Source organism: Halobacteriovorax sp. YZS-3-1, assembly GCF_047084945.1.
Lineage (GTDB): Bacteria > Bdellovibrionota > Bacteriovoracia > Bacteriovoracales > Bacteriovoracaceae > Halobacteriovorax_A > Halobacteriovorax_A vibrionivorans.
The window spans coordinates 995,686-1,016,567 of sequence record NZ_JBKIYI010000002.1 but is presented as its reverse complement, the minus strand read 5'-3'; the positions used below and the strand labels follow the sequence as shown (position 1 = coordinate 1,016,567).

Sequence of the window (20,882 nt, the reverse complement as noted above, 5' to 3'; positions counted from 1 at the left end):
GCTTTTTACCCCCGTTGAACGCTCTCGTCTAGTTAAAATAAACTTATAACGCACTACTATAGTAGTATTTACAAAAAATATTCATTTAATTACAGGATATTAAGAGGTTATCCTTTAAATTTCATATATTTCACGCATAATAGATATATAAATTTTTAGGAGTTGAAATGACAGATATTGGATTTAATCGATTAAAGGATGAAGAATCAACATATTTAAAACAGCATAAGGACAACCCTGTCCACTGGTATGCTTGGGGACCAGAGGCCCTAACAAAAGCAAAGGAAGATAATAAACCAATCTTTCTATCAATTGGTTATAGCTCATGTCATTGGTGTCATGTCATGGCAGAAGAGTCATTTTGTGATGAGGAAACAGCAAAGTATCTAAATGAGCATTTCATCAATATTAAAGTTGATCGTGAAGAGCATCCAGATATCGACAATTATTATCAACAAGCATGTCAATTGTTTACAAACGGTGGTGGCTGGCCATTAAGCGCGTTTCTTATGCCTAACTTAAGGCCATACTTTGTTGGAACATACTTTCCTAAAGAAGCAAAAGGAAAATCAACTGCATTTAAAGATGTTCTAAAAGAACTTGTTAGGGCCTATAACGAAGAGGTTGAAACAGTTACTGAGAATTCGAATAAAGCTTTTGAGGCAATTGAAAAAGGCTTCATCTCACCAGAGAAGGTAGACTTCCAGGGGCACTTCCCTCACCCAAATTCAGTAATGGATGTTCTTGAGCAATTTAAAGATAATGAAAACGGCGGTTTTGGAGAGGCTCCAAAGTTTCCACAACTAGCATTCTATGAATGGGCCATCGAGCAAATGCTTGAGGGTGTCGTTAAGAAAGAACATGGTGAGCATATAATAAAATCCATTGAAAGAATGCTTATGGGTGGTATCTACGACCAAGTTCGAGGTGGAATGCATCGCTATAGTACAGATAATAACTGGACTGTACCTCACTTTGAAAAGATGCTCTATGACCAAGCTGGTCTTTTAAAGCTTCTTGCAAAAACAAGTATGCTCTACCCATCACCTTTAATCTTTGATGGTATCTTTAATACGCTTGAGTACTTAAAAGCAGAAATGCTTAATGAAGAAGAAAACTTTTTCTTCTCTGCCCAAGATGCTGACAGTGAAGGAGTCGAAGGACTATATTTCACATATACTCAACAAGAGTTTGAAGATGCACTAGGACGATTCGATACAGAAGATGAAGCCCTTACTAAGAATATGGAAAAATTAAAAGAATGGTTTGGCGTAACAGAAAAAGGAAACTTTGATTCTGGCTTAAATGTTTTAACTATTAATAACCAAAAGGCCCAAGAAATTTTCACACCTGAGTCTTGGGACTTAATTAGAAATGCTAAAAAAGCATTATTAAATGAAAGAAAACTACGTATTCCTCCTATGACAGATAATAAAGGGATCGCAAGTTGGAACTTTCATATGATCTCTGCACTTTCAGATGTAATGCAATTTACTCAAATTCCAGCAATAAGAAGTGCAGCAAGTACTCTATTTAATCGTATCGTAGAAGGAACATATAAGAAGTTTCTTGAAACAACACCAAAAGGAATGCGACTAAGACATACAACAACACGTCCAGTTGGAGTTTCACTACTAGAAGACTACGTATTCTTTGCTGAAGCACAATTAAGAATTTATGAGCTTAGTGGGAATACTGTATTTAAAGAAAACCTAAAAGATACTTTAGGTTTTATTATAAAAGACTTCTTAGTAGATGGACGTCTAAAGTCACGAGCAATAAGAGATCAAGATGCGGAACTTTATCCAAATCAAGACTTCACAAGTTTTGATCAATCATTCCGCTCACCTGTTAGCACACTTATTCAACTTGTAAGAAGATCAAGTGTACTATTTGGTGAAGTCGATATGCTTGAAGATATCAAAGAGCTTATGGAAAATGTAACTCACGATGTACTAAAAAACCCAGCGGGATCAGGAGAAGGTCTAAGAGCGCTTTCATATCCAGCAAATGCTTATAAGGTAATTAAATGTCCAAAAACATGGCTCACAAATCAAGAGTTTGCAGGTTTTATCTGCTACTTCCTTCCACGTTTTGTTTTCGACTTCCACGAAGACAAAGGTGAAAGATGGGAAATTTGTGGAACAAATGAATGTGAGATGACTGGTGAAGGACTAGATCACTTCATTGAAACTTTAAAGCCAAACCAACCACAGGCAACAAATGAGTAGTACACACGAAAGGCCATTGGCCGGAAAAACGATTATAGACTTTTCACATCGCCTACCAGGGCCACTTGCAGGGAAATTACTTGCAGGCCTTGGAGCTGATGTAATCAAGATAGAAGATGCTAAGTTTAAGGACCCATTTATCTATGGCCTATTTGCAGAAATGGATAATTCTTTTCCTAAGTGGTACGAAGAATTGAATGCAAATAAAACGATTCTAAGACTAGACTTCAATAATGAGGCTGCACAAGAGCAAATTAGAGAAACAATCTTTAAGGCCGATGCCATAATTATGGGGATTCCAAAAAAGATTCAACAAAAACTTGGTATCACAATTGAAGACATACAAAAGAATGTAAAACAAAGTTTTGCAGCAGTGATTCCACTTGCCTCAAAAGAGGCCATGAGTCACATGCATGACCTTAATGCACTGGCCATGACTGGCCTACTAAGTCTTCATCTGCGAAATATTAATTCTGTTGAAGATGTAGCTCCACCGTTCTTACCTCTTGCTGGTATTAACTTTGGTCAAAAAATGGCATTTGATCTTCTTGGAGCAATGTATAAGTCTAAAGAATCAAATAAAGTTGAAACAATAAACTCATATCTTTATGAATCAACTCAAGAAGTATTTGATGCATTTTGGCCGAAAGATATTAGAGATACAGATCACAAGTTTCTCCATAATGGACTCTACCCTTGTTACAATATCTACCAAACAAAAGATTCACACTTTGTCGTTATGGCATGTGTAGAAGAGAAATTTTGGCAATCATTTAGAGAAGCATTTTCATTTGAAGCAAGTGATGAAGATCGTTTTAAGACTGATGGCTCAATTCATAAAAGGCTTAAAGACCTTTTCGGTGAGATGACTTCCCAACAAGTCAAAGAAAAACTGGGAAGCCTTGATATCTGTATTAACCTAATAAAGTAATACTTATAGCAAATAATGCCACGATAATGACGCCGGTACCAAACATTCGATAGATTGTTGAGCCGGCCGACTTTCTAAGTCCAATAAAATGTGAAATTCTCGATAATACCAGACCACCTAAAAGAAAGTGAATCGCCATCAGATTAATTGCATTCTTTTGAATAGCAAAATAAGTAAGCATAAGAATAAATGGAACATATTCATTATAATTTCCATGAATTCGAACTGCTTTAGTCATATGCTCATTCTTACCATGGCCAAGACCTACACGATGCTTCCATCTCATTCGAATGACGTAGAAAGTTAGTAATAAGTAAATAAGACCGAGTACACCGCAGTAACGGTAAAAAATTTGTAATTCCATATCAACTCCCTCTAATAAATATATGACGACTAAGACGATGTAGAAGAAATCAGTGAGTCTTCCAAACTCTCATCTCTTAAGCCTTGATAAAAGCGTTTTGTAATATCGGTCGTGAAATCTTTTTCATATTTTGTTTCTAAAACATAGGCCTTAACAGTAATTTTTAAGCCTACTATTTCTTCAAATTTTTCACTCGATGTAATAATCTTAACAGGCTTATTTAGATAAGCAAAACGACTAGTTCTCGTTACTTCATCTAAAATTGGTAAAACCTGATTCAAATCAACATTGTTTTTAAAGTAATAATCACTACAGACCATCATATCTCTTTCACCAGAGTTTGCAGATGAAACATTATCACTTAAGAACAGGTTATTTGGAATTGTAACGACAGAGTCTTCTAGTGTTCGTATTCTCACAGATCTGAGACCAATTCTAATAATATCACCATAATTACCACGGAAGCTAATACGATCCCCTACCTGAAAAGGACGATCAAAAATGAGAATAATCCCTGCAATAATTGAAGAAACTAAGTCCTTTAGAGAAAAACCTATCGCAACCGCTCCAGAGCCCATAATGGCATAAACCATTTCTTTAGAAGGGTTAATAGCAACATAGAGAATCCATAAACTTCCTACGATATAAGTGATATGAGTCGCAATTGTATTAAATTGAAGAATCGATAAGCGATAAGAAGGTATCTTTATAGCTAAGTATTCAAGTGCCCAGTTTAAGGTCTTTGCAAATAAATAAAGAAATAAAAACCCAAAGAAAATACTCAATATGACTTCAGAACTAATCGAACTAAATAAGCTTGCTACTTTCTCACTAGATTGAATTGTATCCTTAAGCGCTTTATTCATAGATAAAGTTCCTTTTCTTTAAAATCTTCTTTAAATCGTATAACCAATCCTTCCTGATAAGATAGCTATTATCTTCTTTATCCTTATCAATAATGCCTTTATTAAGACCATTTTTTAGAACAAAGTTAACAACCTTTTCACTAAGATCGGTTGTTGCTGATATCTGATCGATATTTAGTCTTTCATGCGAAAGTATTGTAGAAAGAACAAAGAGAGACTCATCTGTTAAACTCTCTATCTCATGTATTGGTTTCTTACTTGGAAGGTGTAATTCGATACTCTTATCATCGATACTCAATATTGATTTCAACCACGTATTAATCGCGGCCTGAGGATTACCACCAGTTTGTTTTCCTAAAATTCTAAAGTATATATCAAGTGCATTTTCAATGCTTCGATCAGCACCAAAATGGCACATAACTTCAAATAATTCCGGCTGAAAACGTATCTCTAATTCGCTTTTTTCATGACGTTTAATAATGAGATTTTTAAGCTCTTCTTTATCCCATGGTCTAATGAAAACGGAGTCTGCAGAAAGTTCATATTTATTATAAATATGCTTGATAAGATTTAAAGAATTAGCATTCCAAATCGTCAGCCAAAATACATTCTTTGAACTACTATTTATAATATTAAAAAGCGCATCAAAGGCCTTAAACCCATTAAGCTTAGACAAGAAGAGATTATGAGCGGAGTTCACAATAACAAATTTCTTCTCATCCTCATCCCCATTACCTACAAATTGTTCGAGTCTTTTATGCAAGATACTCCCTTCAGTAATCTTTTCATGAATATTTATTTTAAAAGAATTCACTGAAGAGTAACGTTTTAGAATCTTATTTAAGATATGATTCTTACCACTTCCCGCACCACCAGAGAAGGCCAGATGGTAAGAAGGATTAACACCATTTAACCATTCATCAATGCGATCATAGGCCATTGCGGCAGGATCGGGTTTACGAACGATTTGAACATCTTCTTCATTTTCAAAACAAGCTTTATAATCTTCAGGAATATCAATTTCATTAAAGCTATCTTGTCTAAAGTTTTCAAGGTGCTGCTCGAGGAGTCCTGATAATATATTGCGACTCCAATCTCTAGTGTTATTAGCAAGTAAAATAACGAGGTAAAGAGAATATAAAAGCGTATAAATGTAAAAGACTAGAGGCAGTACATAATGAATTACAAACTTCGGAATATGCTTTGCTCCAATTGATATGGAAGAAGGGATAATCTTTGCAAGTATGATGTCTGCATACTTTTCATAATCCAGTAAAATTTTTGTATAAATAATAAAGAAAATTATACTTATAATATTATGCCCAAGAAAAGTTGAGAATAAATTATACAATACGATATATATTAGTGTTGTAAGTGTGATTATATATCTTAATTTCTTACTATCTTTTACAAAGTCTTTATTACTTCTTTTAAAATAGACTCTAAAGTTTAAATTTAGAAAACTATGTAGGTAGCCTATATTTATATAGAGAATGTAGACGAGTAGAAAATTTCCAAAAATATGCATGGCCAGAAGATAATCAGCACGATTGAATTTCTCTAAATAGCCATTGAAAATATCAAGACATAAAAAGATAATGATGTAATACGAATTGAAATCAATAAATCGATATAAGCTAGAACGTGCTCGATCCAATTCGTCTAATTCTCTAAGTCGATACTTTCGATATCCTAAAGTGATAATCCTAAGACCAATTATTCCACATACGAAGATAATAAAGGCCTTTAAGGGCGTTGATATAATAAAATGATCAACACGACTGATTATTAATTGCGACTCCTCCTTAAACATAAGAAAGAGTTTCTCTAAAAATTGTTGAACTTGTTTAATGCTAAATGACATGTGTTTATTATAACCAAGCACCTAATTCCTTAATATATGGGTATAATTGCCTATAATATGTAAAATACCGACTATCATAACAACTTAACTTGTTCTTAATTAGGTCTTTATTGTGACATAACCTCAAATATCTGTTATAAAGACAGACTATGATAGTAAAAAGAATCCATTTAAAAGATACTTACGGGATTAGGAAGAAGGTTCTTGGAATTGAGAACGTTGAATCTAGTTATCTATTTGAAGGTGATACTGAGTCGGGAACTTTCCACTTAGGAGCTTTTATAGAAAATAATCTCGTATCTGTAGCCTCTTTTTACTTTAATAGAAACAGTAAGTTTAATATCGATAATCAATATCAACTTCAGGGAATGGCAACACTTGAAGACTTCAGAAAACAAGGCCTCTCACGAGAGCTTTTAAATGTCGCGTTTCCAATAATAAAACAGAACTTTTGTAATCTTGTATGGTGTAATGCAAGAGTTGAAGCTGCTCCTTTCTACCAGAAGCTTGGTTTTGAAATAAGTGGAGACGAATTTGATGTTGAGAATATAGGAAAACATATTCTCATGTATCGTGAGATCAATTAATCCACAGAGTCACAAAAATTATCAATTCTTGATTTTAACATAACTTCATATTGCTCACTAAAACATTGTTTTTGGTTTTGAAACTTCTTGATTATAAGACAACTCATTTGAGGTCTTTGAGCACAATTTCTAATAGTGTCATTATTAACACATGCGAAATGGCGACGAGAACACAAGTAAATGAGATGAGGGCCCTTATTTAGTCCATTACCAATTGAAGACTCTGTTTGAAAACGACGAAATTCATCCGCTTCGCGCTGTTCTTTGAGTTTTTGACGAGTGAAGTCCTCAAGCGGAGTAAGTGTCACCTGTGCTTTAACATCACTAGAAATAGTAAAGAGCATAGTCATTATGATCGAAAAAATAAGGAAAATAGGCTTTATTTTGTTATCCATTGATTTATTATCCGCTTCTACTTAAAGCTTTTAAGGCCAACTTTTAAAAAATTTACTATAATAATATAATACGATAATATCATAAATATAAAAAATAGCGATAAAGTACGATTGGTGAAATGCAAATGGAAACGAATACAATTTTAACAAAACTTACAGATATTCTTGAATCTTCAATTAAATTAGCCTACCCAGATGCGCAATTTAATAGAAAAGATATTTACGATTCAATAGGCCAAGCTCCTAATATTGAGATGGCCCATTACGCATTCCCAACATTTCGTTTTGCGAAGGCCCTTAAACAAGGACCACCACAAATAGCAGGTGCAATCTTAGATAAAATCCAAGAACAAGAGACATCAAAGCTAATAAAAGATGTTAAAGCACAAGGCCCATACCTAAACTTCACTCTTAGTGCAGATGCATATTTTGAAAACTTAATTAGTGAAGTTAGAAGTGGAAACTTTTTCACAAAGAAGCTTACGTCTAATGAGCCTAAGACTATGATTGAGTACTCTCAGCCAAATACTCATAAAGAGCTCCATGTGGGACATATGAGAAACCTATGTTTAGGTAATGCCTTGGTTAGAATTAAAGAATACTGTGATGTGGATGTTCACCCTGTGACTTATCCAGGAGACTCTGGAACTCACGTTGCAAAATGTCTATGGTACTTAAAATACCACAATCAAGACACGATCCCAGAAACTAATAAGGGAGAATGGCTAGGAAGAATCTATACACTTGCAAATACAAAGCTAGAAGACGAGCTTGGAAGTGATAAAGAAGATGATAATAGAGCTAAGCTTACAGAGATCTTAAAGCAGCTTCATAGTGAAAGCGGTGAATTCTATGATCTTTGGCAAGAGACACGACAGTGGTCTATTGATCTAATGAAAAAAACTTATGAATGGGCAGACGTTGAGTTTGAACGCTGGTTTTTTGAATCAGAGATGGATGCTCCATCACTTAAGATTTGTGAAGACTATTACAAAGATGGAACATTTATTAAAGATGATGGCGCTATTGGAATGGATCTAAGTGACGATAAATTAGGATTTTGTATTCTGATTAAATCAGATGGAACAGGCCTTTATTCAACAAAAGACGTGGCCCTAGCTATTAAGAAGTTTGAAGAATTTGGTGTGGAAAAAAATATCTACATTGTCGACTCACGTCAGGCATTTCACTTTAAACAAGTATTTAAAGTTTTAGAAAAGATTGGTTTTGAGCAAGCTAAAGATTGCTATCACCTACCATATGAGATGGTTGAACTTACAGATGGAGCAATGAGCTCACGTAAGGGTAATATCGTTCCTCTAACTGATCTTATTAATAAAATGGAAGCTAAGATCAAAGAGGACTACTTAAATAAATATCAAGGCGAATGGGATCAAGCAGAGATTGATGAGACAGCAACTAAAATTGCAAATGGTGCCATCAAGTACGGGATGATCAAAATTGATAATAATCGTAAGATTGTTTTTGATATGAATGAATGGCTCAAACTTGATGGAGATACAGGTCCATACCTTCAGTATGTTTATGCTCGTATCAACTCATTACTTGTAAAACAAGGCTTTGATAAATCTAAAGAATTTAACCTTGCCAATGCTGCAAGCCTAGAAAATATTAAAGAATATGAGCTAATGCAAAAGATTTCATTATTTAATGATGTTGCAATTAAGGCCCATGAGCAAAACAAAACAAGTCTTTTAACAACTTACCTATTTGAGCTTGGAAAGTTATTTAATAGCTTCTATGCAGCCTGTCCTATCGCTTCAAGTGAAGAGAGTCTTAAACAAGCAAGACTTGAACTTGCTTATGCAACAAGTGAAATCATTAAGCATGGACTTGCTATCTTAGGAATCAAAGTACCTGGCCGAATGTAATTAAATTACTTAGAAAAAATCAATAACTGATTATTTGCAGGCATCTTAATATCTTCTTTTAAAAAGACTCCTTTCTTTAAGAAGTTATTACAGATGTCTTCGAAGTTTCTTATTCCACTTTGTGGGTCTCGCTCTTTGAGATGCTTATCAAATTGCTCATTAGACTCAGAAGTAAACTTTCCATGATACTTAAATGGGCCATAAATAAATAGGACAGAATCCTCATCCATAGCGGCCGCTAGATCCTTAATGAAGGTCTTAGCTTCCTTCCAAGACATAATATGCATTGTATTTGCTGTATAATATGCACCATATCCTTTAGGAACTTTATTAAAGCCTGCCTCGTAGACCTCTGGGCCATTTAAGTTCTTAAAGCTTTGCTTATAATAACTTAGGCACTTCTTAAGTGTTTCTTGATTGGCCCTAATTTCAGAAGTTATAAAGTCTACATCACTAAACTTTTCTGCAAAGTAAGCACTGTGCTGACAAGTCAGAGAGCCAACTTCAAAGAACTTAGGCTTTTTGATGCGTTGACTACTACCCTTTTCCAAATAAGGGGCAATAATATTAAAAATTGGTTCTTTATTTCTTTCACATGCTTCAGAAATTGGTAAATCAGTCATGTTAAACATGATACAATAGATTTCGTGAAAAAAAGACTTAAAATTCGATTATCTGAAAATGATATTATATTTGAAGATGATAACTATATAGCCTTAAATAAAAAGGCCGGCTGGCCTGTACACAAAACTCTCGATCCAATGCGAGATAATTGTACAGACGCCCTTAAAAGCTATCTAAAATTCAGAGAGGATGGAAAGTCACCTTACCTCGTCTTAGTACATAGGCTTGATGTTGAAACAGCAGGTATTCTTCTCTTTGCGAAATCAAAAGAAGCAAATAAGTATCTACAAGAGCTATTTAGCTCTCACCAAGCAGATAAGATTGATAAGAGGTATCTTGCAATTTGCAGTGGTAGGCCAGAAGCTGATGAGGGCACAATAGAGAATTTTATCAAAGGCCAAAGAGAAGGCCGTAAAGAGAAGATGGTGGTTGTTTCCTCTGGAGGAAAGAAGGCCATTACAAATTACTGGGTAAAGGACTTTAAAAACGACTACTCACTTATTGAATTTCAGATTCTAACAGGAAGAAAGCATCAAATTAGACTTCATGCAAAGTCTATTGGTCATCCTATCTTTGGTGATCCAATTTATTCAAATTCAAAAGAACAAGATGGACAAAGGTTATGTGCTTATAAGTTGAGCTTCTTTGATAAGTTCTCAAATCAGATGATTAATTTAGAAATTAAGCCAGCGTTTGATCTTGATAATTTTAGAACAAAAATTAGTGATGAATTTATGTATATTATTTTTAATAAGCCTTATAATGTCCTTTGCCAATTTGGAAAGGATCATAAAGATCAACTAAGCCTTATTGATTACAATCTTCCAAAAGAGCTCTACCCTGTTGGACGACTTGATAAGGATAGCGAAGGACTTTTAATTTTAACTAATGATGGAAAATATAAAGACCGTATGGCAAATGCTAAGAGCAAAGTTGAAAAAACATACTTGGTACAAGTTGATGGTGATATCACCAATGAGGCAATTGAAGAGCTAAAAAAAGGCGTTGTGATTAAAGATAATTACAAGACAAAGCCAGCAAAAGTAAAAAAAATTGAATCAAATCTTGTGAAAGTAGAACAAAGAGATCCCCCTGTGCGCTATCGAAAAAATATTCCAACAAGCTGGATTGAAGTGAGAATTTCAGAAGGAAAGAATCGTCAAGTACGCCGAATGTGTGCGGCAGTTGGCTTTCCGACACTTAGGCTTATTCGTACCGCAATTGGAAATATTAAACTTGGTGAACTTAAGCTTGGTCAGTTTGAGTTTTTTGACGGTCAATAAGAGCAAAGATAATTCCTAATATAGCTCCACTTACTAATCCACCACCATGGGCCCAATTGGCCATCTTAAAATTAAAGACATCAAAAAAGCCAAGGAAGAGCCATCCGGTCATCAAAACGATATCTGTCGTTGGCAGCTTAAATTTGAAATTGGGATTTAATCGCGAATAAGGCCAAAGAAACCCAAGTAAACCGTATACAACTCCAGAGAGGCCTCCAAAGAATCCAGGGCTCATTGCAGCTTGGAGAAAATTAGAAATAATCCCTGTAAATAAAAGAAGGAGAATAAGAAAGAAGCTTCCTTTTGTGAATTCAATTAACTTTCCTAATTCCTTCCACCATAAGAGATTAAAGAATACGTGCATGAATCCAAAATGAATAAAGGCCGGGGTAATGATTCGCCAATACTCCCCTGCATTTAAATTATGATACGGATCTAGCTTAGAAGTTGAAAATGCGAAGAGATAATAGAGATTTTCATTCTTTAGAATCCAACCAAATATGAAAACAATTGCACACAAGGCGAGAATTATAATAGTAGCTGGTCCCATTCTTAGGCCTTGTACATATTGCCAGTCTTTATTAACTTCGATGGGCTTTGCTCCACCAATATAGACACGATAAACTTCACGTGCTTGAGAGAGATCTTTTAACTCAACGACAAAGAGATGAAAGAAGTCGTTTTCGAATTCTTTTCTTATATGAATACCTTCATTTAGTAATTGCTTCTCTATTACACTTACAATCTGTTCATCTCTTAGAGAGCCAATATAGTGTAGTCTTTTCAGGTCGTTATCTTGGTTTGCGTCATTTTCTTGATTTGTCATGAACATATTCTGCTACAGGCCTCTATAAAAGTCGAGCAACCAACAAAATATATCGAAGAAGAGATAGGTTTAACTATAGAATTTTGATAAGATAGACCTAAATAAGTTGTTTTTTGACTTATTTTACGTTAAGTATGAATCATAACGTAAATTATTAATAAATGGGAATACCTAAGGGGTATTTAACTACGAGTATGTATAAAGTAAGTAAGAAAACACAATACGCACTTACAGCTCTAAAGCATATGCAAGAGTATGGACACACGTGCGAAGAAAATCTTACTTCGGCCAGAGAAATTTGTGACAAATACGATATGCCATTTGATCCAGTTTCTAAGGTCATGCAGAAGTTAAATAACTCGGGAATTCTCTCATCCATTAAAGGTATCAAAGGTGGCTACTTCCTAAGTCGTCCCCTAAGTAATCTTAATCTTTTTGAAGTAAGTAATATTATCGAAGGAAAGGTTAAAGAGACAGCATGTGATGCTCTTAAAGGAAAATGTGACAAATACTTAGCTTGCGAATTAATTTCACCAATAGAAAAAATTAACTCTCATGTGAATCACCATTTGATTTCGGTTTCACTTGAAGAGTTACTAATGAATAAAACAGGGGTCACACATGAGTGATACACAGTTAACAAAGTCAGAATATAAATATGGCTTTTTTACAGACATTGAAACACAAGAATTTCCAAAGGGATTAAACGAAGACATCGTTCGTATGATCTCGGCAAAAAAGAAAGAGCCAGAATGGTTACTAGAATACCGTCTTAAAGCATTTCGTCTATGGAAGAAAATGCCAATGCCAAATTGGGCAAAGCTAGAAATTCCAGAGATCGACTTTGAAGACTTATATTACTATGCAGCTCCAAAGTCGACAGAGAGTGCTCCAAAAAGCTTAGATGATCTTGATCCTGAGCTTTTAGCAACTTTTGAAAAGTTAGGGATTCCCCTATCAGAACAAAAGAGGATTTCAGGTGTAGCTGTTGATGCTGTCTTTGACTCAGTTTCAGTTGGAACAACTTACAAAGAAGAGCTTGAAAAAGTTGGTGTTATCTTCTGCTCTATTTCAGAAGCTGTACAAGATTATCCAGAGCTTGTGAAAAAATACTTAGGAACAGTAGTTCCTCCAGCAGATAATTTCTATGCAGCACTTAATGCAGCAGTATTCTCTGATGGTTCATTCGTCTACATCCCAGAGGGTGTAACTTGTCCAATGGATTTATCGACATACTTTAGAATAAACGCTAAGGAGACAGGTCAGTTTGAGAGAACACTTGTTGTTGCTGATAAAGGAAGTTACGTAAACTACCTTGAAGGTTGTACAGCACCTCAACGAGATGAAAATCAATTACACGCGGCCATTGTTGAACTTATTGCACTAGATGATGCTGAGATTAAGTACTCAACTGTTCAAAACTGGTATGCAGGAGATGAGCAAGGAAAAGGTGGAATTTACAACTTCGTTACAAAGCGTGGTAACTGCCTAGGAAAGAACTCTAAGATTTCTTGGACACAAGTAGAAGCAGGTTCTGCAATTACTTGGAAGTACCCTTCTTGTAATCTTATCGGTGATAATTCACAAGGCGCCTTCTACTCTGTAGCTCTGACAAATAACAAAATGCAGGCCGATACTGGAACAAAGATGATCCACATTGGTAAGAATACAAAATCGACTATTATCTCAAAAGGTATCTCTGCTGAGCAATCAGAAAATAACTACCGTGGACTCGTAAAGGTTATGCCTTCTGCTGTCGGTGCAAAGAATTACTCACAATGTGATTCGATGCTAGTTGGTGATAAATGTTCAGCTAATACATTTCCATATATTGATGTAAAAAATAACAGCGCAACAGTAGAGCACGAAGCTTCAACTTCTAAGATCTCAGAAGACCAACTCTTCTACCTACAACAACGTGGGATGGATATGGAGAAATGTATCTCAATGGTTGTAAACGGTTTCTGTAGTGAAGTTTTCAAAGAGCTTCCACTTGAGTTCTCTGTTGAGGCAGTAAAGTTAATTGAGATGAAATTAGAAAATTCAATCGGATAATTTTAAATTATATAAAGGATAAATATGAGCTTACTTACAGTTAAAGATGTTCACGCAAGAGTTGAAGAAAAAGAAATCCTAAAAGGAATTTCTATTGAGGTTAAACCAGGTGAAGTACACGCTATTATGGGGCCAAATGGTTCAGGTAAAAGTACTCTATCAAAGGTAATTGCTGGTCACCCATCATTTGAAGTAACTGATGGAACAATTGATTACAATATCAATGGTAAACAAACAAACCTTCTTGAATTAGAGCCAGATGAAAGAGCAAAGAATGGTATCTTTCTTGGTTTTCAATACCCTATTGAAGTACCTGGAGTTTCAAATATTGATTTCTTACTAGAGTCATTTAATGAAGTTTCAAAAGCACAAGGTGCTGCTGAAATGAAAAAAGAAGAATTTAGAGAATTTCTAAGACCAAAGCTAGAACTACTAGAGATGAGAGAAGAATTTCTCGATCGCCCAGTAAACACTGGTTTTTCTGGTGGAGAGAAAAAGAAGAACGAAATTCTTCAAATGGCCGTACTTAATCCAAAACTTGCACTACTAGATGAAACAGATTCTGGCCTAGATATCGATGCACTTAAGATTGTTGCAAAAGGTGTAAATGCTATTAAATCAAAATATAATGGAATCGTTCTTGTAACTCACTACCAAAGACTTCTTGATTATATTGTTCCTGACTATGTTCATGTACTTAGTGGTGGAAAAATTATCAAGTCAGGTGGAAAAGAACTTGCACTAGAGCTAGAAGAGAAAGGTTACGACTGGCTAGTTAAGTAATACTAATAAGAAAGCGAAAGGTATCGTTATGAATATCCAAGAACTGACAGATCAATATATTAGTGACTTAGGAAATTATACTAAATCACAATCAAATAAAGAGGCCTTTGATAATTTCAAGGCCCGTGGTCTTCCACATACGAAAATGGAAGATTGGCTTTACACAAAGCTTACTGATGTTCTCCCTGAAAGCTTCAAAGTGACAACACAAGAAGCGATGTTAAAGAACGTAAAAGTAGCTGGTAAGTACCAAGCAGTATTTCTAAATGGTAAATACTCAAAAGCTGACTCATTTCTACCTGAAGAAATCACTTTAGAAGAAGTCGATCTAGTAGCAGAAGATGCAAATTGTGACGAACAAGATATCTTTGCAATGCTAAACGCTTCAGCAGTTGAAAAAGTTATCAATATCACAGTTCCAAAAAACTATGTTGCTGATGATATTATTTCAATTGTTCACCTATCTGATTTTGAAGGAGAATTTTCACTTCCAAGAATTCATGTAAATGCGGATAAATTCTCAAAAGCTGAATTTGTAGAGATCTTCACTGGAAGTGAAACTAAAGCATATAATATTAGCTCTGTTACAAATTTCAAAATTGCAGATAGTGCGAATATCTCTCATATCAAGGTACAAAGAGAAGGCCTAAACGCCTTTCACGCTGGGAGTGTAAACGCAGACATTGCAAGAGATGCAAACTTCAATTCATTTACTTTTACAACAGGTGCAAAGAAGTCGCGTAATGAAATTCGTGTTCGCATGAATGAAGTTGGAGCTACTTGTAGTGTTGATGGACTCTATGCCATCAATGGTGAGCAACACACTGATAACTTCTCATTGATTTCACACATAAAAGAAAGAACTGAAAGTTCACAATTATTTAAGGGCGTACTTGATGACAAGGCCCGCGGTGTATTCACAGGAAAAGTACTTGTTTGTCGTGATGCTCAATTAGTTAACTCTGAACAACTTAATAAAAATCTTCTTCTATCGAAGAAGGCCCACGTTGATACACGTCCACAACTTGAGGTTTACGCCGATGATGTTAAATGTGCACACGGTGCAACTGTTGGTCAAATGAGTGATGAGGAAGCTTTCTATCTACAATCACGTGGACTTTCAAAAGAGCGCGTACAAAAGCTTCTTATTCATGCATTTTGCTCAGATGCAATAATGAAAATTGAAAACCAAAAGCTACAGGACTTCTTAAGTGAAATCCTATTTGATTCGTTTGAGAAAGAGGCATTTGATCACCTAGATCAAAGCGAGGCTAAATAATGGCATTAGAAATTGATAATATTAGAAACCAATTTCCACAACTTGAAAGAAAAGTTCATGATAGGCCTCTAATCTACTTAGATAACGCAGCCTCAACGTTAAAGCACATCAGTGTTATTGAAGCTTTGAATAATCATTACACTAATGATGTTGCTAATATTCACAGAGGTGTTCACTACCTTAGTGAGCATGGGACGATTCAATATGAACAAACTCGTGACTCTATTCAAGATCTTTTAAATGCTAAGTCTCGTTGTGAAATCATTTTCACAAAAGGTACAACAGATAGCTTAAACCTAGTGGCTGCTTCCTTTGTTCCACATTATGTAAAAAAAGATGATGTTATTTTAATCTCAACAATGGAGCATCATTCAAATATTGTTCCATGGCAGATTCAAGCAGAAAAGATTGAAGCAAAGGTAAAAGAGATTCCTATTACAGATGATGGGGATATTGATGAAGAAGCCTATGTCGAGCTTTTAAAAGAAGGTAACGTTAAACTTGTTTCAATGGCACATATTTCAAATAGTCTTGGAACAATAAATGACATAAAGAAATATATTTCTTTGGCCCATGATCATGGTGCCTATTTCTGTGTTGATGCTGCACAATCAATTGCTCATGAGAAAGTCGATGTAAAAGACTTAAATTGTGATTTCCTAGCTTTTTCTTCTCATAAGATGTTTGGGCCAACAGGCTTTGGCGTACTATATGGAAAAGAGAAGTTACTAGAAAGCATGCCTCCTTATCAAGGTGGTGGCGATATGATTGATGTCGTAACTATTGAAAAAACAACATATAACGAATTACCACACAAGTTTGAAGCTGGTACACCACATATTGCTGGTGGTATTGGCCTTAAGCCTGCTATTGATTTCTTAATAGATACAGACTTGAATGTGATTAAGAAATACGAGAAAGAACTACTTGATTATGCAACTCAAAAAATTACTGAGATTGAAAAAGTTCAAGTAATAGGGACAGCAAAACAAAAGGCATCAGTACTTTCCTTTGTTGTGGATGGAGCTCACCCACATGATCTGGGGACTCTCCTTGACCGCCAAGGTGTTGCAATTAGAACTGGCCATCACTGCACACAGCCTTTAATGAAAAGGTTCAACGTAAGTGCTACTGCACGCGCCTCATTCTCGTTGTATAATACAAAAGAAGAAATTGATATTTTTATCAAAGCATTAAATAAGGCATTAAACTTTCTTTAAAGAAGTAATACACAGGATAATTATATGAGTGAAGTAAATATTGATATTCAACCAACTCCAAACCCAAATGCATTGAAGTTCATTTTAAATATGGACGTAAAAAAGAATGGATCTTCTACTTTTAGAACTCCTATGGAGTGTGGAGAGGTAAACTTAGGTATTAACCTCTTTACAATTAGAGGTATCGATCAAATCCATTTTTTTGAAAATGTGATAACGATTACAAAGTTTAATTATGAAGACTGGGAAGATATCGAAGAAAAAGTAGTAGAAACAATCAAGCATGATCTTCCAAATCACAATCCAGAGTTTGAAGAGTTTGACCCAGAAAAAGAAAGGCGTGAAAACCTTCCTAAAGAACTTAAAGATATCGAAGAAGTTCTTGATAGAACTGTACGTCAATACCTTCAGGCAGATGGTGGAGATATCCAAACTGTATCATATGAAGACAATATTCTACTTGTGAGATACCAAGGTGCTTGTGGAACATGTCCATCTTCAACAACGGGAACACTTGAGGCAATTAAATCAACTTTGAGAGCAGAATATAATCCAGAGATTGATGTTTATATTGCTCCTGATTGGTAAGCGCACGCGGCATTGATTGGCCAAAGCCAATCAATAGGACGCGGCGCTAGGCCCCCATGCAAAAGAAATTAAGCTAATTCAACAAGCCGGGTTCAAGCCCGGCTTTGTTGTTCCTGGGCCAAAGAGAAAGGTCACGCAAAGGAAAAGCGATATTTTAGCGCAGCTAAAATAAGCACCCCCCTTAGCACATGAGAAATAAAAAGAGCATGTCACCAATAAAAGCGACATTTTAGCGCAGCTAAAATAAGCCCCCCCCCTTAGCACATGCGAAACAAAAAGAGCATGGCACCAATAAAAAAGGACACCCACATGGGTGCCCTAAATAAAACAAACAAGAAGATTTTATGAATTGATATTGCTATCACTCATTTTCTATCTCTATATTATTAAATTCACAGAATATATAAATCTACAAATCCTGACATTCTGACGTTTACGATGTCAGATTAACCTACAATAGAATAAATGATGATGAAGTGTAGAACTGCTGCCACACAAACAAAGAGATGAAAGATCTCATGATAACCAAACCATTTAGCATTTCGGCCAGGCATTTTTAGTCCATAGAATAACGCTCCAATTGTATAGAGCACACCACCAGTAATTAAGAGAACAATATTTGATACGCCAAGCTTTGGCATAAGTTCTGAGACATAAGGCAATACCATATAGCCTGGAATGAGATAAATAAGAGCACTTACCTTTTCAGGTAAATTTGGAAAGAAGATTGATTTTAAAATACCAATTGCAGCAACTGTCCAAATACTTATTAGAAGGGTTGATCCAGATTCACCGTTTAATACAAGCAATGTAATTGGTGTACACGTTCCAGCGATCATAACGTAGATAGCACTATGATCAAGTCGCCCTAAAAGGTCTCTTTTACGAGGCTCCCAATGAATGCGGTGATAAAAAGCACTCACCCCAAGCATCATTAGTAGTCCAATTGAATAAACAATTGTCGATATATATTGAGTTGTATTTGCACTCTTTGCGATAAGTAGAGAGCAGGCACCAAGGGAAACAAAGAACATTACCTGGTGTGACCAACCTCTTAATATGGGTTTTTGCTTTTCCATGTTGAAAGCATACGCGGATACAATGTTCAATTAAAGCGATTAGCAAAGCTTTTACATTTATATTACAAACATTGAACAAGTGATTAGAACGGCCTTATTATTTAACTAAACTTGGCCTGAATTAGTTTCTTTTTAACAACACCAAGAAGCTCACGACACTCACCTTCTTCAAGCCCATAAAGTTTATGCGAAGGTTGAAGCTCTTTTGGTTCTTTATATTCATTTGAGAAACTTTGTAGTCGATTATTTAAATTATTTCTCAATGTTCTCATTTGTTTTGGTGAGAAGTTCTCAAGATCAGCTAGTAGCTCTTGTAGTTTTTTTGACATTGGTACCTCGTGATTAAGCTATGCTTACGTAAAAGTCAGCTGGAACCATACATGGAAGTATTTAAAATTACTAGTTAAATACAAAAAAATGAAAAGAGTTAAGTTTTTTCCTCTAGACGCCGATTGTTTGATATGCCAAACTTATATTTAAGAGATCTAACAGGGGCCAAGGATATGATGATTAACAATTGCTACCGCCTACTATGCGAAATTACAAAGCTTGAGCAAAAAATTGAAGAAGTTCAATCATTGGCCAAAACACATGGCCTTGAGATTGATACAGATAAGTTACTTCAAGAATTAATCAATAAACAAGCAAGCTAACTAGGCCCAGTCTTTAGGGAAGTAATACTCCATCATTTTCTTATGCTCCGGCTTTTTGGGCTCATAGCGATAAGTAAACTTCACTCTTTTTGGTAGTGAAATTAGGATTGAGTCTGTTCTTCCATTAGATTTTAAACCGAAGTGAGTTCCTCGATCATGAAGTAAGTTAAATTCAACATATCGTCCACGACGGTGTAATTGGAAGTCTACATCTTCATCATCAAATTCCTCATCCATTCTTTTTTCAACGATTGGAAAGTATGACTTAATGAAATTTGAGGAAATCTCTTTAAACATGGCCAAGTCTTTTACAGGATCGCCAGAAAAGAAGTGATCATAAAAGAAGCCACCAATTCCGCGCATCTCGTCGGCACGGTGCTTATTAACGAAGTAATTATCACACTTTTCTTTCCACTCATCCCAATGGCCATATGGTTCACAAGCATCTTTCCAAACCTTGTGAAAGTACTCAAAATCATCTTCATGAGGATAAAATGGAGTTAGATCAGCTCCACCGCCAAACCAGACTTTTGAGCCCGCTTGAATCATACGGAAGTTTGCATGAGTTGTTGGAACTCTTGGGTTTGTTGGATGAATGATAAGAGAAATACCTGTTGCCCACATTTGATTATTATCACCGCCAATATTAGCAGCAAATTTTGGGTCAACTTCTCCAAAAACAAGGGATGTATTAACTCCTGCATTTTCAAATATTTCACCTTCAAAAGCACGAGTGATCCCGCCTCCTCCAGGGTTTCCAGCGAAGTCCTTGCGTTCCCATATATCTTCATTCAAGTTAATTTTTGTATCGATTCTCTTAAGTTCCTCACTAATTTGATTTTGTAAATCTTGAACGTGAGCGGCAAATTCGTTTTTTATATTTTCAATATCGAAAGACATAGCTAAAATCCTATATAGGTTATTTAAATTACTGAATTTAACATACCAAAATTTTATAAAAATGATAATTAATCAGGAGTAGAATTAATGCTTTATTACCACAACCCACGTTGTTCTAAAAGTCGTAAAGGACTTGAGTATCTTGAGTCAAAAGGAATCCAAGAAGGAGTTGGCTTTCGCGTGAAAGAATACTTAAAAGACGGTGTCGAGGAAAAAGAATTCCTTGATCTAATCAAGTACACAGGACTTGCACCACTTGATGGACTAATCAGAACAAAAGAGGCCCTATTTAAGGACCTAGGTCTTGCTGGTAAAGAATTAAGTGATATGGAATGGGCAAAACTAGTTCATGAAAATCCAAAACTTTTAGAGCGCCCTATTCTTGTCAATGATGATAAGAAAGCGGCCATTGGTAGGCCGGATGCCCATAGTTTTGATCCAATTATATAAATAGCTGAAAAC

At 35.4% G+C, this 20,882-nt stretch carries 22 protein-coding genes; 13 read left to right on the top strand and 9 right to left on the bottom strand.

Annotated elements, in window-relative coordinates; translation table 11 throughout:
* Positions 1-167 precede the first annotated feature (167 nt).
* Together ACMAZI_RS14935 and ACMAZI_RS14930 are read left to right on the top strand one after the other, a co-directional pair.
* Positions 168-2,231 (top strand): thioredoxin domain-containing protein, encoded by a 2,064-nt coding sequence (locus ACMAZI_RS14935; RefSeq protein WP_412474425.1) that lies wholly within the window; start codon positions 168-170, stop codon positions 2,229-2,231.
* Entirely contained in the window at positions 2,224-3,162 is a 939-nt protein-coding gene (locus ACMAZI_RS14930; RefSeq protein ID WP_114706263.1) for a CoA transferase, read from the top strand. Before ACMAZI_RS14935 ends, ACMAZI_RS14930 begins: the two co-directional genes overlap by 8 nt.
* On the opposite strand, the gene ACMAZI_RS14925 is transcribed toward ACMAZI_RS14930, so the two are convergent.
* From ACMAZI_RS14925 to ACMAZI_RS14915, 3 genes are read right to left on the bottom strand one after another with little or no spacing between them, the layout of a single operon-like run.
* The gene (locus ACMAZI_RS14925; protein WP_114706264.1) at positions 3,146-3,526 is read right to left on the bottom strand and encodes an MAPEG family protein; all 381 of its coding nucleotides are present in this window, start codon (positions 3,524-3,526) and stop codon (positions 3,146-3,148) included. The genes ACMAZI_RS14930 and ACMAZI_RS14925 overlap by 17 nt on opposite strands.
* A 29-nt stretch (positions 3,527-3,555) precedes the next feature.
* Complete coding sequence (locus ACMAZI_RS14920) at positions 3,556-4,392, bottom strand: mechanosensitive ion channel family protein (RefSeq protein WP_114706265.1); 837 nt, start codon at positions 4,390-4,392, stop codon at positions 3,556-3,558.
* Positions 4,385-6,256, bottom strand: coding sequence for a hypothetical protein (locus ACMAZI_RS14915; RefSeq protein WP_334679182.1), 1,872 nt, complete (start codon positions 6,254-6,256; stop codon positions 4,385-4,387). Before ACMAZI_RS14915 ends, ACMAZI_RS14920 begins: the two co-directional genes overlap by 8 nt.
* Before the next feature lie 149 nt (positions 6,257-6,405).
* On the opposite strand from ACMAZI_RS14915, the gene ACMAZI_RS14910 reads away from it, so the two are divergent.
* A complete protein-coding gene (locus ACMAZI_RS14910; protein WP_114706267.1) occupies positions 6,406-6,843 on the top strand; it encodes a GNAT family N-acetyltransferase in 438 nt (145 codons plus the stop codon).
* Here ACMAZI_RS14910 and ACMAZI_RS14905 read toward each other — a convergent pair.
* The gene (locus ACMAZI_RS14905; protein WP_412474424.1) at positions 6,840-7,238 is read right to left on the bottom strand and encodes a hypothetical protein; all 399 of its coding nucleotides are present in this window, start codon (positions 7,236-7,238) and stop codon (positions 6,840-6,842) included. The two genes, ACMAZI_RS14910 and ACMAZI_RS14905, sit on opposite strands and share 4 nt — an antisense overlap.
* Before the next feature lie 125 nt (positions 7,239-7,363).
* Between ACMAZI_RS14905 and argS the strand changes: the two genes are divergently transcribed.
* Positions 7,364-9,130, top strand: a complete 1,767-nt coding sequence (gene argS, locus ACMAZI_RS14900; RefSeq protein ID WP_412474423.1) for an arginine--tRNA ligase — start codon at positions 7,364-7,366, stop codon at positions 9,128-9,130.
* Positions 9,131-9,135: 5 nt separating this feature from the next.
* On the opposite strand, the gene ACMAZI_RS14895 is transcribed toward argS, so the two are convergent.
* Entirely contained in the window at positions 9,136-9,753 is a 618-nt protein-coding gene (locus tag ACMAZI_RS14895) for a DUF938 domain-containing protein (RefSeq protein ID WP_412474422.1), read from the bottom strand.
* Positions 9,754-9,777: 24 nt separating this feature from the next.
* Here ACMAZI_RS14895 and ACMAZI_RS14890 point away from each other — a divergent pair, with 24 nt between their 5' ends.
* Positions 9,778-11,037 carry a pseudouridine synthase gene (locus tag ACMAZI_RS14890; RefSeq protein ID WP_412474421.1) on the top strand — a complete coding sequence of 420 codons (1,260 nt, stop codon included), beginning with the start codon at positions 9,778-9,780 and terminating at the stop codon, positions 11,035-11,037.
* Here the strand turns inward: ACMAZI_RS14890 and ACMAZI_RS14885 are convergent.
* Entirely contained in the window at positions 11,000-11,863 is an 864-nt protein-coding gene (locus ACMAZI_RS14885) for a rhomboid family intramembrane serine protease (protein ID WP_412474420.1), read from the bottom strand. The genes ACMAZI_RS14890 and ACMAZI_RS14885 overlap by 38 nt on opposite strands.
* A 194-nt stretch (positions 11,864-12,057) precedes the next feature.
* Between ACMAZI_RS14885 and ACMAZI_RS14880 the strand changes: the two genes are divergently transcribed.
* Genes ACMAZI_RS14880 through ACMAZI_RS14855 form a run of 6 tightly spaced genes read left to right on the top strand, consistent with a single transcriptional unit; the run spans position 12,058 to position 17,788 of the window.
* Positions 12,058-12,492: an RrF2 family transcriptional regulator gene (locus ACMAZI_RS14880; RefSeq protein WP_158536812.1), complete on the top strand. Its 435-nt coding sequence runs from the start codon at positions 12,058-12,060 to the stop codon at positions 12,490-12,492.
* Positions 12,485-13,918, top strand: a complete 1,434-nt coding sequence (gene sufB / locus ACMAZI_RS14875; protein ID WP_114706274.1) for a Fe-S cluster assembly protein SufB — start codon at positions 12,485-12,487, stop codon at positions 13,916-13,918. Before ACMAZI_RS14880 ends, sufB begins: the two co-directional genes overlap by 8 nt.
* Positions 13,919-13,942: 24 nt before the next feature.
* Positions 13,943-14,701 (top strand): Fe-S cluster assembly ATPase SufC, encoded by a 759-nt coding sequence (gene sufC / locus ACMAZI_RS14870; RefSeq protein ID WP_114706275.1) that lies wholly within the window; start codon positions 13,943-13,945, stop codon positions 14,699-14,701.
* 28 nt (positions 14,702-14,729) lie between these two features.
* Entirely contained in the window at positions 14,730-15,980 is a 1,251-nt protein-coding gene (sufD, locus tag ACMAZI_RS14865) for a Fe-S cluster assembly protein SufD (RefSeq protein WP_334679188.1), read from the top strand.
* Complete coding sequence (locus tag ACMAZI_RS14860) at positions 15,980-17,200, top strand: aminotransferase class V-fold PLP-dependent enzyme (protein ID WP_412474419.1); 1,221 nt, start codon at positions 15,980-15,982, stop codon at positions 17,198-17,200. Before sufD ends, ACMAZI_RS14860 begins: the two co-directional genes overlap by 1 nt.
* A gap of 24 nt (positions 17,201-17,224) precedes the next feature.
* Complete coding sequence (locus ACMAZI_RS14855) at positions 17,225-17,788, top strand: NifU family protein (RefSeq protein ID WP_114706278.1); 564 nt, start codon at positions 17,225-17,227, stop codon at positions 17,786-17,788.
* A gap of 446 nt (positions 17,789-18,234) precedes the next feature.
* On the opposite strand, the gene trhA is transcribed toward ACMAZI_RS14855, so the two are convergent.
* Both trhA and ACMAZI_RS14845 read right to left on the bottom strand, forming a co-directional pair.
* Complete coding sequence (trhA, locus tag ACMAZI_RS14850; RefSeq protein ID WP_114706279.1) at positions 18,235-18,867, bottom strand: PAQR family membrane homeostasis protein TrhA; 633 nt, start codon at positions 18,865-18,867, stop codon at positions 18,235-18,237.
* Positions 18,868-18,968: 101 nt separating this feature from the next.
* On the bottom strand, positions 18,969-19,196 hold the full coding sequence (locus ACMAZI_RS14845; protein WP_114706280.1) for a hypothetical protein: 228 nt from the start codon (positions 19,194-19,196) through the stop codon (positions 18,969-18,971).
* 123 nt (positions 19,197-19,319) lie between these two features.
* On the opposite strand from ACMAZI_RS14845, the gene ACMAZI_RS14840 reads away from it, so the two are divergent.
* Positions 19,320-19,520 (top strand): hypothetical protein, encoded by a 201-nt coding sequence (locus tag ACMAZI_RS14840; protein ID WP_412475131.1) that lies wholly within the window; start codon positions 19,320-19,322, stop codon positions 19,518-19,520.
* Here the strand turns inward: ACMAZI_RS14840 and hemF are convergent, their stop codons facing one another.
* Complete coding sequence (hemF, locus tag ACMAZI_RS14835; RefSeq protein ID WP_120404627.1) at positions 19,521-20,420, bottom strand: oxygen-dependent coproporphyrinogen oxidase; 900 nt, start codon at positions 20,418-20,420, stop codon at positions 19,521-19,523.
* A gap of 87 nt (positions 20,421-20,507) precedes the next feature.
* On the opposite strand from hemF, the gene ACMAZI_RS14830 reads away from it, so the two are divergent.
* Complete coding sequence (locus ACMAZI_RS14830) at positions 20,508-20,870, top strand: ArsC/Spx/MgsR family protein (RefSeq protein ID WP_114706282.1); 363 nt, start codon at positions 20,508-20,510, stop codon at positions 20,868-20,870.
* The last annotated feature ends 12 nt before the right edge of the window (positions 20,871-20,882 follow it).